The organism is Mycobacterium sp. PSTR-4-N (assembly GCF_022348085.1).
Taxonomy (GTDB): Bacteria; Actinomycetota; Actinomycetes; order Mycobacteriales; family Mycobacteriaceae; genus Mycobacterium.
The window spans coordinates 207,022-220,883 of the sequence record NZ_JAKRFN010000006.1 but is presented as its reverse complement, the minus strand read 5'-3'; the positions used below and the strand labels follow the sequence as shown (position 1 = coordinate 220,883).

Annotated in this window: 14 protein-coding genes; 4 read left to right on the top strand and 10 right to left on the bottom strand. The window is 68.6% G+C overall.

From position 1 onward, the window contains the following. Positions 1-6: 6 nt before the first annotated feature. The 10 genes from MHN84_RS11445 to MHN84_RS11400 are packed head-to-tail and all read right to left on the bottom strand — an operon-like array spanning position 7 to position 7,805. Positions 7-792, bottom strand: a complete 786-nt coding sequence (locus tag MHN84_RS11445) for a GntR family transcriptional regulator (RefSeq protein WP_241204746.1) — start codon at positions 790-792, stop codon at positions 7-9. 52 nt (positions 793-844) lie between these two features. Further along, the gene (gene fabG / locus MHN84_RS11440; protein WP_241204745.1) at positions 845-1,624 is read right to left on the bottom strand and encodes a 3-oxoacyl-ACP reductase FabG; all 780 of its coding nucleotides are present in this window, start codon (positions 1,622-1,624) and stop codon (positions 845-847) included. Between the two features lie 18 nt (positions 1,625-1,642). Next, entirely contained in the window at positions 1,643-2,644 is a 1,002-nt protein-coding gene (locus MHN84_RS11435; protein WP_241204744.1) for a phosphotransferase enzyme family protein, read from the bottom strand. Beyond that, entirely contained in the window at positions 2,641-3,294 is a 654-nt protein-coding gene (locus MHN84_RS11430) for a microcompartment protein (protein WP_046362949.1), read from the bottom strand. The genes MHN84_RS11435 and MHN84_RS11430 overlap by 4 nt, the downstream gene beginning before the upstream one ends. A 9-nt stretch (positions 3,295-3,303) precedes the next feature. After that, the gene (locus MHN84_RS11425) at positions 3,304-3,585 is read right to left on the bottom strand and encodes a BMC domain-containing protein (protein ID WP_241204743.1); all 282 of its coding nucleotides are present in this window, start codon (positions 3,583-3,585) and stop codon (positions 3,304-3,306) included. Positions 3,586-3,626: 41 nt separating this feature from the next. Next, positions 3,627-3,872 (bottom strand): EutN/CcmL family microcompartment protein, encoded by a 246-nt coding sequence (locus MHN84_RS11420; RefSeq protein ID WP_241204742.1) that lies wholly within the window; start codon positions 3,870-3,872, stop codon positions 3,627-3,629. Beyond that, the gene (locus MHN84_RS11415; RefSeq protein WP_241204741.1) at positions 3,869-4,363 is read right to left on the bottom strand and encodes a hypothetical protein; all 495 of its coding nucleotides are present in this window, start codon (positions 4,361-4,363) and stop codon (positions 3,869-3,871) included. Before MHN84_RS11415 ends, MHN84_RS11420 begins: the two co-directional genes overlap by 4 nt. Next, positions 4,360-4,974 (bottom strand): BMC domain-containing protein, encoded by a 615-nt coding sequence (locus tag MHN84_RS11410; protein WP_241204740.1) that lies wholly within the window; start codon positions 4,972-4,974, stop codon positions 4,360-4,362. Before MHN84_RS11410 ends, MHN84_RS11415 begins: the two co-directional genes overlap by 4 nt. A 3-nt stretch (positions 4,975-4,977) precedes the next feature. Continuing rightward, entirely contained in the window at positions 4,978-6,528 is a 1,551-nt protein-coding gene (locus MHN84_RS11405; protein WP_241204739.1) for an aldehyde dehydrogenase family protein, read from the bottom strand. Beyond that, positions 6,525-7,805: an aspartate aminotransferase family protein gene (locus MHN84_RS11400; protein WP_241204865.1), complete on the bottom strand. Its 1,281-nt coding sequence runs from the start codon at positions 7,803-7,805 to the stop codon at positions 6,525-6,527. The genes MHN84_RS11405 and MHN84_RS11400 overlap by 4 nt, the downstream gene beginning before the upstream one ends. Before the next feature lie 194 nt (positions 7,806-7,999). On the opposite strand from MHN84_RS11400, the gene MHN84_RS11395 reads away from it, so the two are divergent. Genes MHN84_RS11395 through MHN84_RS11380 form a run of 4 tightly spaced genes read left to right on the top strand, consistent with a single transcriptional unit; the run spans position 8,000 to position 13,852 of the window. Further along, positions 8,000-9,529, top strand: a complete 1,530-nt coding sequence (locus tag MHN84_RS11395) for an APC family permease (protein ID WP_241204738.1) — start codon at positions 8,000-8,002, stop codon at positions 9,527-9,529. A 35-nt stretch (positions 9,530-9,564) separates the two neighbouring features. Beyond that, positions 9,565-11,805 (top strand): propanediol/glycerol family dehydratase large subunit, encoded by a 2,241-nt coding sequence (locus MHN84_RS11390; RefSeq protein WP_241204737.1) that lies wholly within the window; start codon positions 9,565-9,567, stop codon positions 11,803-11,805. Further along, a complete protein-coding gene (locus MHN84_RS11385) occupies positions 11,802-12,131 on the top strand; it encodes a diol dehydratase small subunit (RefSeq protein WP_241204736.1) in 330 nt (109 codons plus the stop codon). Before MHN84_RS11390 ends, MHN84_RS11385 begins: the two co-directional genes overlap by 4 nt. Beyond that, positions 12,128-13,852 (top strand): diol dehydratase reactivase ATPase-like domain-containing protein, encoded by a 1,725-nt coding sequence (locus tag MHN84_RS11380; protein ID WP_241204735.1) that lies wholly within the window; start codon positions 12,128-12,130, stop codon positions 13,850-13,852. The genes MHN84_RS11385 and MHN84_RS11380 overlap by 4 nt, the downstream gene beginning before the upstream one ends. Positions 13,853-13,862: the final 10 nt, after the last annotated feature.

Sequence of the window (13,862 nt, the reverse complement as noted above, 5' to 3'; positions counted from 1 at the left end):
CCGGTGTCAGACGGCGCGCCGGTCCCGGCTCTGCAGGGCGACCGACGCCACCGATGCCGCCGCCACCTCCGGCGCGACGCCGACGCCGCGGCCCTGCGCGGTGACCGCGAGCCGGGTGCGGTCACCGCGGAAGAGGTCGCGGGAGAATTCACACGGGGTGTCGTGCTGGTCGTAGGTGATCCGGGTGATCAGCAGCAGGGCCGAATTAGCCTGGATGCCAAGAAGATTGGCCTCTTCATCGGTGGCGTTCACCGCCTCGATGCGCTCGTCGGCCCGCGCAGCGACCAGACCGTAGCGGCTCTCCAGGATCTCGTAGAGCGAGCCTCCGAGCTGCTGTTCGAGCAGGCCCGGAAACGCGTCGGCGGGAAACTGCGCGAGCTCCAGGGAGATCGGCGAACCGTCGGCCAGCCGGACACGCTGGATCTCGACGACGAAGTCGTCGCCGGACAGGCCCAGTGCCTTCTGTGAGGTGGCGTCGGCGGCGCAGATCTTGGTGGACAGCACCCGGGTGCCTGCGACATAACCCTGGCTGGCCAGGAACGCGGGGACTCCGACGACGTCGCCGAGGCTGCGCTGCACCTGCGCGTGGCTGATGAAGATCCCGCCGGCCCGCCCGATCACCCGGTCGACCAGGCCGGCCTCCTCCAGAGCGGCCAGAACCTGACGCAAGCTGGAGCGGCTGGTGCGATACCGGTCGGCGAGCTCACGCTCGCTGCCGAGCTTGGTGCCCGGCTCGCCAGCGTTGATGTCGGCCACGATCCGGCGCCGCAGGTCTTCGGTATGCGTGGCCACCCGCGTCTCCTCGCGCCTGAATTTGGTCGGACCAAATCAGGATACGTGCTCCTCAGAGGTCGGCGAGCGCCTCTGCCGATTCCGGCAGGATCTGACCGCCGTCGACGACGAGCGTCTGACCGGTGATGTAGGCGGCTTCGTCGGTGGCGAAGAACAGTGCCGCGTTACCGATGTCGGCGACCGTGCCGAGCGTGCCGGTGGGGATGGCGGCCTTCATCTGGTCCATGTACTGCTCACCCATCTCGACGAGGCCCTCGGTCAGAATGTTGCCGGGCAGCACCGCGTTGACGGTGATCTTCTTGCGCGCCAACTCGATGGCCGCGGTGCGCAGGAACCCGAGCTGCGCGGCCTTGCTGGCGCCGTAGTGCGACCAGCCGGGAAAGCCGGTGATGGGTCCGGTGATCGACGAGGTCAGCACGATGCGGCCGTGGCCGCTGGCGGTCAGCGGCTCCAGAGCGGCCTGCACGATGTAGAAGGTGCCTTTGACGTTGGTGTCGAGCACCTGGTCGAGATCCTCCGGGGTCATCTCGCTCAGCGACGCCGACGGGAAGATTCCCGCGTTGGCGCAGACGATGTCGAGGCCGCCGTGACGTTCGACCGCGGCCGCCACCACCGCGCGGCAGTCGTCCGGACTGGTCACATCGGCGGTGTGACCGCTCACCGTGCCCGGCAGGTCGGCGAAATCAGCGACCGTGCGGTCGATGTCGGCCTGGGTGCGGCCGGTGAGCACGACGTTGACACCGGCACGGGCGAAGACCTCGACGATGCCGCGGCCGATGCCCTTGCTGCCACCGGTCACGATGGCCGTACGGCCCTGCAGGGAGGTGAACATGGACGAACCTTTCGAATGTCAGGTCAGCGAGTGACCGTCGGAGGACAGGTACTTCTCGGCGAGCATGCAACTGCCTGCCGCATAGGTCACGGAAATGGCCTGCGATTCCCGAGAGTGGCTGTGCGTGCCCATCCAGGCGAGCAGCAGCATCCGCCGCAGCAGCACGAACGAGGCGAGCATGTCCTCGTCGGCGGCCGTCATCTCGCGGCGGGTGCGGTAGCCGCTGACCCAGGCGTCCTGCCACTCCGGCACCGAGGGGTGATCTTCGAAGAACGACACCGCGGTGCCGAAGTCGTAGAAATACCAACCGAATCCGCAGTCGTCGAAATCGATCACCGTGATCGTGTCACCGTCGACGAGCAGGTTGGCCAGTCTCAGGTCGGCGTGCACCAGGCCGAAGGTGCCGCTGCCCGTACCGTATTCGGCGAGCCGGCGGCTCAACAACTGCTCGGCGCGGGTCAGGACCTCGGCCTCGGACTCTCCGACCCCGATGGCATCGCGCCACCGGCCCCAGCGCGGTGAGGCGCCCAGACTGTGCTCCCAGTCCCAGGCGAAGCGACTGAACGCCGGGGGTCGCGCCCAGCCGCGGGCGTGGTCGTGCAGTGCGGCGGTGATACATCCCAGCGTGTGGAAATCCGTTCCGCTGAGGGTGTTCTCGTCGGGTTCGGCGCCGGGCACCATCTCGAAGTGCACGACGTGCCGCGGTGTCCCCTCGTGTTCGACGGTGACCACACGACGCCCGTCACGAGTCGGCACCACCGTCGGCACCGTGACGTCGCTGTCACGGCGCAACGCGTCCAGCCACATCAGCTCGGACTCGATCTGATCGGCGCGGTGGTAGTTCTTGCGGTGTACCCGCAGGATCGACCGGTGCCCGCAGCCGGGCTCTTCGACGGCGTAGGTGGCGTTCTCGGAGAGGTTCAGCAGCCGCAGCGCCGAGCCCTGCGGCAGATCGAACTCCTCGAGGGCCTTCTGTGCGACGACCTCATCACCGCCGAGGTCAGCACCGAGATCGCTCAATGGTCCCGCCCCTCGATCCCCTGCAGCACCGTGGTGATCGCCTCGCGGGCGGTCACCACATCGTCGGTGCTGCCGCTGATGTAGAGCCGGCCGGCCGCACCGATCATCTGCACGTCCACCAGGGTCAGGCCGGGTGCAGCGCGCTCGGCCTCGTTGGCGGCGACCGCGGCGAACAGCGCCGGTGTCATCTCGTAGACGAGCAGCGACTGCCCCGGCAGCACCATCGAGGCCTGCCGGTTGCGGTTGAGGATCACCGCGTGCTGATCGGTGATATCGGCGATCACGTCGTGGTAGAGCACCCGCGGGCGCAGCTGATCGGACGCCGAGCTCTTCGTGCCGTTCAGGATCGCCTCACCGGCCCGGCGCACGTCGGCCAGATCGCTCGAGTGGATCTCGAGGACACCGAACTGGCGTTCCACGTAGAGGATTCCGGGTTGGATACCGGGCACCTCGCGCAGTGCCAGGTCGATGACCCGCTCGATCGCCAGCGCCGGCGACACCTCGACGATGAGCGCGTGCTCCCCGGCATACGGCGGATAGCCGCGGGCGCGGGTCGGCGTCCCGAGATAGGCGGCGAACTGCTGCTGCAGATCCTCGACGAGCAGGTAGACGCGGATGTCGGTCCGGGTCGGTGCGTCGGTGGCGGCCATCGGGTGAGGTTACTGCGCGGCGACGGAGAAGTGCGCGCCGAGCTCGTTGTGCGGGCGCGGGATCACGTGCACGCTGATGAGCTCGCCCACCTGGGCGGCGGCCTCGGCGCCGGCCTCTGTCGCGGCCTTGACCGCGCCCACCTCGCCGGTGACGATCACGGCGACCAGACCGTCACCGACCTGCTGACGGTCGGTGATGGTCACGTTGGCAGCCTTGACCATCGCGTCCGCCGCGGCGAGCGCCGCGACGAAGCCCTTGGTCTCGATCATGCCGATCGCGTTGCTGGCCATGGTTTCTCCTTCTGTGTGGGTGGTGATGACGGGTGTTCTGGTTATTCGTCGGGGTCGATGGAGCCGATGATCAGGGCGTCGACCGGCGGCGGCGTGCCGGTGAACCAGCTCGCCGCCACCGACCCCTGGGTGATCAGGACGTGTTCGCCGACGCCGCTGCCGAGGACGTCGAACGCGATCAGCCGTGACCCCGAGCCGTCGACCTCGACTTCGAGGAAGGCGCCGGCCGGCAGACCGTCGATGCGTCGGGTCGACCAGACCTGACCGGTGACCGTGCCACGGATCATGTTCGCTCCTTGTGGATCGTCACGCCCAGCGCACGGGCGCGTTCGCGGGCCAGCGGGGTGAGCACGGCCTTGGGGCCGAGGACCAGGGATGAGCCGGATGCGGCGATGTCGGCGATCTGCCGCTCGGTGACCGCGCCGCGGTCGACGCGTCGACTGCCCCCGGCGCCTGGACGTTCCGTCCCGGCCAGGCGAAAGGACAGCCGGCCGTGCCGAAGGTCGGCGCGCGTCTTGGGATTCTCGAACAGTCGCAACAGGTTCCGCACGAAGACGTCGAGGTCGCGGTCGTTGGTGATGCGGACTGTGTCCACCCGCGACCGTTCGTCGGCGGCCAACGGCCCGGTGGCCACCGGACCCTCCGGCACCCGGGGGGCCGGCGGTGGGGGGGACGGCTGCGCAGCCGGGCGGGGTGCCGGCGCAGGTGTCAGGTCGCCGATGGCCTCCCTGATCACCTCGCGCACCAGCTGGCGCAGCGCATCCCGGTCGATGCTCACCGCACGCTCCGCGCCAGGGCTTCTTCGGCCGCCGCGGCGGCCTGGCGGATGTCGGATTCGCTCCCGGACAGGTAGACCCGGCCGGTCGCGCCGATCATGCGGAAGTCGACGACCTTGATGTCGGCGGCTTTCTCGGCCTCGTTGGTGGCCAGGATCGCATAGGAGGCCGGCGCGACCTCGAGGACGTACAGCGTCTCACCGGCCAGCACCATCGACCCGATCTTGTTGCGGTTGATCAGGAATGCGTGCTGGGAGTCGATGCTGGAGATGATGCGCGACGCCAGGATCTGCGGCGGTTTGGCGTCGGCCGTCGCGTCCCCGTCACGGCCCAGCTCGGCAAGTGCCGCATCGGCGGCGGACTGCACGGCGTCGGTGTCGCCGTGGAACTCCAGGTAGCCGAACTGACGCTCGACGACGAGCACTCCGGCCTGCACCTGTGCGTGTTTGAGCGCGACGTCGGTGACGCCCTCGATGTCGAGACCTGGTGCCACCTCGATGATCTGGGCCGCCACGCCGGCCCGCGGCAAGGCGCCTTTGATCCAGGTACCCAGATACGACATCGTCTGCGGCTGGAGCCGATCGATGAAGATGAACGAACGCAGTTCAGCCACGGGTCACCTCTTGATCAGTTGGGCGAGTTCTTCGGCCACCAGCGCGCGCAGCTCGGCGCGCAGCGCCTCGATGCCCGGGTCGGCGGCGCGGCGGGACGCGGTCGGGCGGCTCACCGGTGCAGCGGGCGCCGGGCCGGACGTGTCGTTCGACGCACGCGGATACGCGGGCACCGGTTCGGCGGGGGTGCGCCACGGTGAGAGCCCGGCGAAATTGGGCATCGCGACGCCGGCATCGGAGTTGTAGGCGATCCGCGTCCAGTTCATCAGGTTCTCGGGCTGCAGGTTCTCCCCGATCGAGCTGCGGCCGACGAACCCGGTGCCGATCGTCATCGACGGCGCGAGGTTGGTCTCCAGGCCGGAGCTGCCCGTGGAGTTCCCGACGTTGACCGACACCCGCAGAACCGGCACGTTGGCTGCGAATTCCGTGATCACCGAGGCGCTTTCGCTGTGGATCGCGGCGGAGTGTCCGGCGCCGGCGATGCGGACCACCGCGCGGGCGGCGCGGATGCCGCGCTGCGCGTCGGCGACCGTCGTCATGCCGAGCACCGGGCTGAGTTTCTCGTGGGTGAGCACCTCCTCGCCGATCAGATCGGTGAACGGGGCCACCAGCACCTTCGTCTTGGGCGTCACCCGCAGCCCGATGCGCTCGGCGATCCACGCGGCATCGCGCCCGACCACGTCGGTGTTCAGGGCGCCCTCGGGGAACATGAACTCGCGCAGCCGCTGGGTGGCGTCGGCGTCGAGGACGTGCGCGCCGTGCCGGGTGAGTGCCGAGGTGAGCTTGCCGGCGATCGCCTCCTCGGCGATCAGTACGGATTCGTTGGTGCACAGCACCGAGTTGTCGAATGCCTTGCTCTCGACGATGCGGCGCGCGGCGGCGTCGATGTCGGCCGTCGCGTCGACGAAGACGGGCACGTTGCCCGGCCCCACACCCAGCGCGGGATTGCCCGAGGAGTAGGCCGCCCGCACGACGCCGGTGCCGCCGGTGGCGACGATGACGTCGGTGCGTTCGTCGATCATCATCGCTTCGATCAGCGGCAGGGTCGGTTCGTCGATGACCTGGACGACCCCGTCGGGGGCACCGGCTGCGACGGCGGCCTCGGCCAGCAGGCGGGCCGCCTCGGTCGAGCACTGGCGGGCCCGCGGGTGCGGCGCGACGACCACCGCATTGCGCGTCATCAGCGCCAGGATCACCTTGAAGTACACCGTGGCAACGGGATTGGTGGTCGGGCACAGTGCGAGCACGACACCGGCCGGGCGGGGGATCTCCACGATCTTGCGAGCCGTGTCGATGCGCGGGGTCACGTAGTCCTGGTCGCGATAGAAGTCCACGATGCCGCGTGAGCAAGCGCGGTTCTTGACGATCTTGTGGTCGACGACGCCCATCTGGGTCTCGGCGACCGCGGCCGCGGCGAAACGTTCGGCGTCGCGGTGCCCGGCATCGGCGACCGCTTCGACGATGCGCGCCACCGACGCCTGGTCGTACTCGGCGTACGCGGCCGCGGCGAAGCGCGCCCGTTCCAGCAGTTGACCCGCCTGCGCTACCGATATCACGGCTTCCTCCGTCCGGTCGCGGCCAGCTTCGCCCGCCCGACGGCGACCTCGACGCGGTCGAGCACGTCCTCGCACAGTTCGCGGTTGAGCAGTAGGCCCGGTTTGAATTGCAGGACACGGGGATCGAGGGTGGAGAAGATCGCCCACACGCCGCCGTTGTACAGCTCGCGCATCACGAACTTGGCGCCCTCGGGGTGGTCGAACTCCAGGCCGATCACGACGCCGTTCTGCCGGATGCCGATGAACCAGTCCGGGTGGTCGGCCTGGATGCGAGCCAGACCGCGGGCGAAGATGTCGGCGATGTAGTGCACCGAGGAGCGCACCTCGGGGCGAGAAGTGATCTCGAGTGTCTTGAGTGCGGCAACGCAACCGAGTTCGGCACCGCCGAAGGTGGAGATGTGGCCGAAGCCGTCCTGCTCGAGCCACTGGGCCGCGCGATCGCTGAGCAGCGCGGCGGTGATGGGATACATGCCGCCGGAGAGGCCCTTGCCGGTGACCATGATGTCGGGCTCGATGCCGTGTTTGGTGATCGCCCACATCTCGCCGGTGCGCATCAGCCCGGTCTGCACCTCGTCGGCGATGTAGAGCGCGTCGTACCGGACGCACATCTCCTTGACCGCTTCCAGATATCCGATGGGCGGCAACGGGAACCCGTAGGTGGCGGGGATGGTCTCCATGATCACCGCGGCGACGTCGCGACCACGCAGTGCCTGTTCCATCGCATCGGTGTCGCCGAAGGGCACCTGCACGAACTCGTCGGGCCGGTCGGCGAGGAACAGTTTGGCGAACCGGTCGTCACCGGTGGCCACCGCCAGCCCGGTGTGGCCGTGGTAGGCCTTGACGATCGAGACGATCTTGCGACGCTGCATGGCGTGGCGCGCGCTCTTGAGCGCGATGTCGATGGCCTCGCCGCCGCCGGAGCCGAACGCGACCTTGGTCAGCGACGCCGGCGCCGATTCGATCAGCTTCTGCGCCAATGCTGTTCGCGCCACAGACGGAAAGTGGTGGTTGCCGACGTCGAAGTACTGCATACCTTCGGAGATGGCGGCGACCAGTTCGGGATTGCGATGGCCGAGGTTGTACGTGCCGCCGTTGAGGTGCATGTCGATGAGGCGGCGTCCGCTCATGTCCCACAGGAAGTAGTCCTGCCTGCGGTCGATCACGAGGTCGACCCCGGAGTCGGTCCAGAACTGGGTCTTGTCCGGGTTCCAGTACTCCTTGGCACGTTCGAGCACCTGTGCCTTGGATTCGAACGAGAACGTGCCGTAGTCGTACACGAAACTCCCTGTCGTCAGGTCGCGGGGGCTGACCAAAAGCTAAAGGGTAGGACCATTTATGTCAACAGAGCCCGTTTGGGGTTGCGCGGTTCATTTGGTAGTGCCAATATGACTGCCGAATATCCCCTGTGGTCTAGGCCACACAGACCGACCATGATGGCCTGTCTCCCCTTCGCCTGGAAGGTGCTCGTCGAATGACAGAAGATGTCGTGCCCCGCCAAACATCGAATGATTCGGTGCAACGGCTCAAGCGCAACGCCGTAGGCACCTTCGGGGTGATCTTCATGGCGGTGGCGACCGCGGCCCCGATCACCGCGATGGTCGGCAACGTGCCGATCGCCGTCGGTTTCGGCAACGGTACCCACGCCCCGGCCGGTTACCTCGTCGCCACGATCGTGTTGGGCCTCTTCGCGATCGGGTACGCGACGATGGCCAAGCACATCACGTCCACGGGGGCGTTCTACGGCTACATCTCCCACGGTCTCGGCCGGGTGATCGGGATGGCGAGCGGGCTGATCATCACGATGGCCTACGTCGTGTTCGAGGGCTCGCTGATCGGCATCTTCGCGTTCTTCTTCCAGAATCTGTTCTCCAGTCAGCTCGGGATCACGATCCACTGGCTGATCCCTGCGCTGCTGATGCTGGCGCTGAACTGCATCCTGACCTACTTCGACGTCAACCTCACCGCCAAGGTGCTCGGCGTCTTCCTGATCACCGAGATCGTCATGCTGTCGCTCGGTGCGCTCGCCGTCGCGGTCAAGGGCGGTGGCCCGGACGGCTTCGCCGTCGGCCAGATCCTCAACCCGGTCGGCGCATTCCAGCCCGCAGCCATCGCCGGCGCCAGCGCCGGCCTCGGCCTGTTCTTCGCGTTCTGGTCGTGGGTCGGCTTCGAATCCACGGCCATGTACGGCGAGGAGTCCAAGGACCCCAAGCGGATCATCCCGCGCGCCACCATGATCGCCGTGCTCGGCGTCGGCATCTTCTACATCTTCGTGTCCTGGATGGCGATCGCCGGCACCGGCCCGCAGAAGGCCATCGAGCTCGCCCAGGATGCCAACACCAGCTCGGAGATCTTCTTCGGCCCCGTGCGCAGCACCTACGGGGAATGGGCGATCACCCTGTTCAACATCCTGCTGGTGACCGGTTCGTTCGCATGCGGCATGGCATTCCACAACTGCGCATCGCGCTACCTGTACGCCATGGGCCGTGAGGGCCTGCACGCCGGCCTGCAGAAGACCCTGGGCGCCACGCATCCGCACCACGGCTCGCCGCACATCGCCTCGTTCGTGCAGACCGGCATCACGCTGGTGATCATCCTGGCGTTCTTCTTCGCCGGTATGGACCCCTACGTCCACATGTACACGCTGCTGGCGATCCTGGGCACCATGGCGATCCTGATCGTGCAGTCGCTGTGTGCCTTCTCCGTCGTCGCCTACTTCCACTTCCACAAGAACCATCCCTCCAGCGCCCACTGGTTCAAGACGTTCCTCGCGCCGCTGCTCGGCGGCATCGGCATGCTCTACGTGGTGTACCTGCTGTGGGAGCACAAAGACGCCGCCGCCGGTGCTGCCTCGGGCACGCTGCTGTTCAAGCTGACACCATGGATCGTGGTCGGGTTGTTCGCGTTCGGTGCGGCGATGGCGCTGTACTTCAAGTTCGCCGACAAGGACCGGTACGAGCTGATCGGTCGGATCGTCTACGAGGACAACGAAGTCCGCGACTGACGATTCGACGCCGAGAGTCCAGCCAGGAGGCTTGCATGGCAGACGAGTTGGGCCGGTTCCGGGTACTGAACGCCAAGGCCGTCAATCTCGACGGGTTCAGCGTCCCGGACCCCCGACTCGGTCTGGCCGCGATGAGCAGCCCCCATGACCCCTCCCCGTCCCTGACCATTCGGGACGGGGAGGTCGTCGAGCTCGATGGCAAAGGCGCCAGCGAGTTCGACGTGATCGACGAGTTCATCGCCCGCTACGGCATCGACCTCGCGGTCGCCGAGGAGGCGATGGCTCTCGACGACGTGACGCTGGCGCGGATGGCGGTGGACATCAACGTCCCCCGTGCGGAGGTGGTACGGCTGATCGGCGGCACCACACCCGCCAAGCTGGCCCGCGTCATCGCGCTGATGTCCCCGGTCGAGATGCAGATGGCGATGGCCAAGATGCGGGCTCGCCGGACCCCGAGCAACCAGGCGCACGTGACCAACCAGCTCGACGACCCGCTGTTGATCGCCGCGGACGCCGCGAGCGCGGTCGCCTACGGTTTCCGGGAGGTCGAGACCACCGTGCCGGTGCTCGGCGATGCACCCTCGAATGCGGTGGCGTTGCTGATCGGCTCACAGGTCGGTACGCCGGGCGCGATGGCGCAGTGCTCGATCGAGGAGGCCCTGGAACTGCGGCTCGGCCTGCGCGGGCTGACCAGCTACGCCGAGACCATCTCGATCTACGGCACCGAGCAGGTGTTCGTCGACGGTGACGACACTCCGTTCAGCAAGGCCATTCTCACCTCCGCTTATGCGTCTCGTGGTCTCAAGATGCGGGTCACCAGCGGCGGCGGCGCCGAGGTCCTGATGGGCGCGGCCGAGCAGTGCTCGATCCTCTACCTCGAATCGCGGTGTGTGTCGCTGGCGCGTGCGCTCGGCTCCCAGGGCGTGCAGAACGGCGGCATCGACGGGGTCGGCGTGGTGGCCTCGGTGCCCGAGGGCATGAAGGAGCTGCTCGCCGAGAACCTGATGGTGATGATGCGCGACCTGGAGTCGTGCGCGGGTAACGACAACCTGATCTCCGAGTCCGACATCCGTCGCAGCGCACACACGCTGCCTGTGCTGCTCGCCGGCGCCGACTTCATCTTCTCCGGGTTCGGCTCGATTCCGCGCTACGACAACGCTTTCGCGCTGTCGAACTTCAACTCCGACGACATGGATGACTTCCTGGTACTGCAGCGCGACTGGGGTGCCGACGGCGGGTTGCGCACCGTGTCCCCGGAGCACCTCGAGACGGTCCGGCGGCGTGCCGCGCAAGCGGTCCAGGCGGTCTATCGCGATCTCGGTCTCGCCGACTACGACGACGCCCGCGTCGAGCAGGTGGTGGCGGCCAACGGTTCCCGCGATCTGCCCGCGGGCCACCCGAAGATGGTCGCCGAGGCCGCCGCGTCGATCGAGGCCAAACAGTTGACGGTCTTCGACGTGATCGCCGCTCTGCACCGCACCGGTTTCACCGAGGAGGCCGAGGCCATCACGACCCTGACGCGCGAGCGCCTCAAGGGCGACCAGCTGCAGACCTCGGCGATCTTCGACGAGCACTTCGGGGTGCTGTCCAAGCTCACCGACCCCAACGACTACACGGGCCCGGCCACCGGATACGCACTCACCGACGCCCGGCGCGCCGAGATCGACGCCATCCGCCAGGCCCGCACCGGCGACGAGTTGACCGCCGACCAGGACGAGCACCGCGGGCACGTGACCGTCGTCGACGTCGAGCCGGCCCGGCAGGGCAGCGATCCGCGCGAAGTGTGCATCGGCCTGTCCCCGGCCTGGGGGCGCAGCGTCTGGTTGAGCCTGTGCGGGTTGACGATCGGTGAGGTGCTGCGCCAGTTGTCCGCCGGACTGGAAGAGGAAGGCTGTGTGGCCCGCACCGTGCAGGTGCGCTCGACCATCGACGTGGGCCTCATCGGATTGACCGCGGCCCGGCTCTCCGGATCCGGAATCGGAATCGGGTTGCAGGGCAAAGGAACCGCCCTGATCCATCGGCGCGACCTGGCGCCACTGGCGAACCTCGAACTGTTCAGCGTGGCGCCGCTGCTGACCGCGAAGATGTACCGCGAGCTGGGCCGCAACGCCGCCCGGCACGCGAAGGGAATGGCCCCGGTGCCGATCTTCACCGGAGGCACCGACGAATCCATCTCCGCGCGGTATCACGCGAGGGCAGTGGCGTTGGTGGCGCTGGAACGTCAGTCCTGCGAACCGGGGGCAGCCCCCGTCACGGTGAAGGTGGAACGGCCATGAGCGAGATCACCGTCGGCAACGCGGTGGACGGCAAGCTCGGGCTGGCCGATCTGCGGATGGATCCCGCGGCGCTGGCCCACCAGGCTGCGGTGGCCGAACAGGGCGGAAACCCGCAGCTCGCCGAGAACTTCCTGCGGGCAGCGGAATTGGCGATGATCGACGACGAAGACGTGATGGCGCTCTACGAGGCACTGCGCCCGCACCGGTCGACGGCCGCGGAGTTGGAGCAGCTGCGCATCTCGCTGATCGACCGCGGCGCGCCCCGGTGCGCCGCGCTGGTCGAGCAGGCTGCCGCCGCCTACGCCCGTCGAGGCCTGCTGCGTTGACCCGCACGGTCGCCGGGATCGACATCGGCAACCACACCACCGAGATCGTGGTGGCCAGGGTGGACGGCGGTGCGGTCACGACGCTCTCGCACGGTCAGGCGCCCACCCGCGGGCGCAAGGGCAGCCGCGATTCGCTGCAGGGCGCCGCTGCGCTGCTGCACAAGATCGAGGTCGAGGCCGGGGTCAGCGCCGATGAACTGTTGCTCTCGGCGTTGCGGCCGGTCGACACCGCGACCGCGCCGATCCCGCCGGCCTATTCACCCACAGCGCCGGTGCGCAGCCTGCGCCGCCCGGACGCCAGCACGCCGGCCGGCGCGGGACACGCAGTGGGACACCATGTTCGGCTCGCGGATCTGAGTTCATCGCCGGTGGACGGGCCGGTGGTCGTGTCCGTCGATGAGGTCACCGATTTCGAGGATGCCGCGCGTGAGATCGGTGCGGCGGTCGCCCGCGGACGGCAGGTCGTGGGGGTGGTGGCCGCGCAGGACGACGCCGTCCTGATTCGCAACCGCATTCCGATCGACGTGCCGGTTGTCGACGAGTGCGACGTCGCCGGGCTCGCCCCCGGGGCGCTGGTCGCGGTCGAGGTCGTCGAGCAGGGCCGCGCGTACCGGGCCATGGCCGACCCGATCGCGCTGTCTGCGGCGCTGGACCTGCCGCTGGAATCTCTGTCCGAGGTGGCCGAGTTCTGTCGCGAGTTGGCCGACGCGGCAGCGATCGCGGTCACTGCGCGGACCGAACCCCCGCCCCCGCCCGCCGCCGACGAGGACTACGTCGAGATCCGTGTCGATGACCGTGCGGTCCGCTACACCCCGGCGCAGGCACACACGGTGCTGCGCCGTTCGGTGCCGGGGTCGGTCACCCACGTTCGGTTGCGATCGATGCCGTCCGCAGCAGGCGGCCTCGCCGTGCACGACGCGTTCTTCACCGACCTGGCGACCATCGACAACGGGGCGTGGCTGCGCCGCGGCGTCGTCGACGCCCACGGCACCGTGGTCGCCCTGCTGGCCGCCGAGGAAGCGGCTGACGCCGCCGGGCAGTTGAGCGAGCTGACCGGCCGGCCCGCTCGCACGCTGACCTCCGAGCCCGAGGCGGCGGCATGGGGCGCGCGCACCACGCCGGGTTTCCCGCCCGGGGCCATGGTGTGCGACATCGGCGGCGGCACAGTCGATCTCATCGGTGCCGAGGCGACCGTGGTCGCCGCGGGCGCGGGCGAGTCGATCACCGTGGCCATCGCCGCGGTGCTCGGCATCCCGCAGGCGCTCGCCGAGACGGTCAAACGCACCCCCGCGGTGCGGGTGGAGGGTCCGCACGTCGCGCACGAGGAGGACGGCAGGCGGGTCTTCCTCGACGCCCCCGCGTCATCGGATGCCATCGGTCGGTTGTGCACCCGGGGCAGCGCGGGCCTGGTGCCGTTCTCGAACCGGCTGGCTGCCGAGGAGTGGCGCAGCCTGCGGCTGGCGGTCAAGCAAGAGACCGTCGCCGCCAACATCGCGCGATGCCTGACCGCGTTCGACGAGCCGCCGCGAGCCTTGCTGCTGGCCGGGGGCGGCGCGCTCGACGACGAGTTGATGCGCACGGTCGCCGAGGCGCTGCGGCCCGCGCGGATCGTGGTGGGCAGGGCGCACATCGACGGTGTGCACGGTCCGCGCTTCGCCGTCGCCCGCGGCCTGGTCGCCCTCTACGGCGAGCAGACGCGAACTCGCGCGACACGCCGCTGAGACCACTCGA

Bases quoted from the DNA above. Each gene is read 5' to 3' on its own strand.
- MHN84_RS11395 (WP_241204738.1), top strand. From the start codon at position 8,000: ATGACAGAAGATGTCGTGCCCCGCCAAACATCGAATGATTCGGTGCAA.
- MHN84_RS11420 (WP_241204742.1), bottom strand. From the start codon at position 3,872: ATGATCCGTGGCACGGTCACCGGTCAGGTCTGGTCGACCCGACGCATC.
- MHN84_RS11430 (WP_046362949.1), bottom strand. From the start codon at position 3,294: ATGGCCGCCACCGACGCACCGACCCGGACCGACATCCGCGTCTACCTG.
- fabG (WP_241204745.1), bottom strand. From the start codon at position 1,624: ATGTTCACCTCCCTGCAGGGCCGTACGGCCATCGTGACCGGTGGCAGC.
- MHN84_RS11385 (WP_241204736.1), top strand. From the start codon at position 11,802: ATGAGCGAGATCACCGTCGGCAACGCGGTGGACGGCAAGCTCGGGCTG.
- MHN84_RS11390 (WP_241204737.1), top strand. From the start codon at position 9,565: ATGGCAGACGAGTTGGGCCGGTTCCGGGTACTGAACGCCAAGGCCGTC.
- MHN84_RS11425 (WP_241204743.1), bottom strand. From the start codon at position 3,585: ATGGCCAGCAACGCGATCGGCATGATCGAGACCAAGGGCTTCGTCGCG.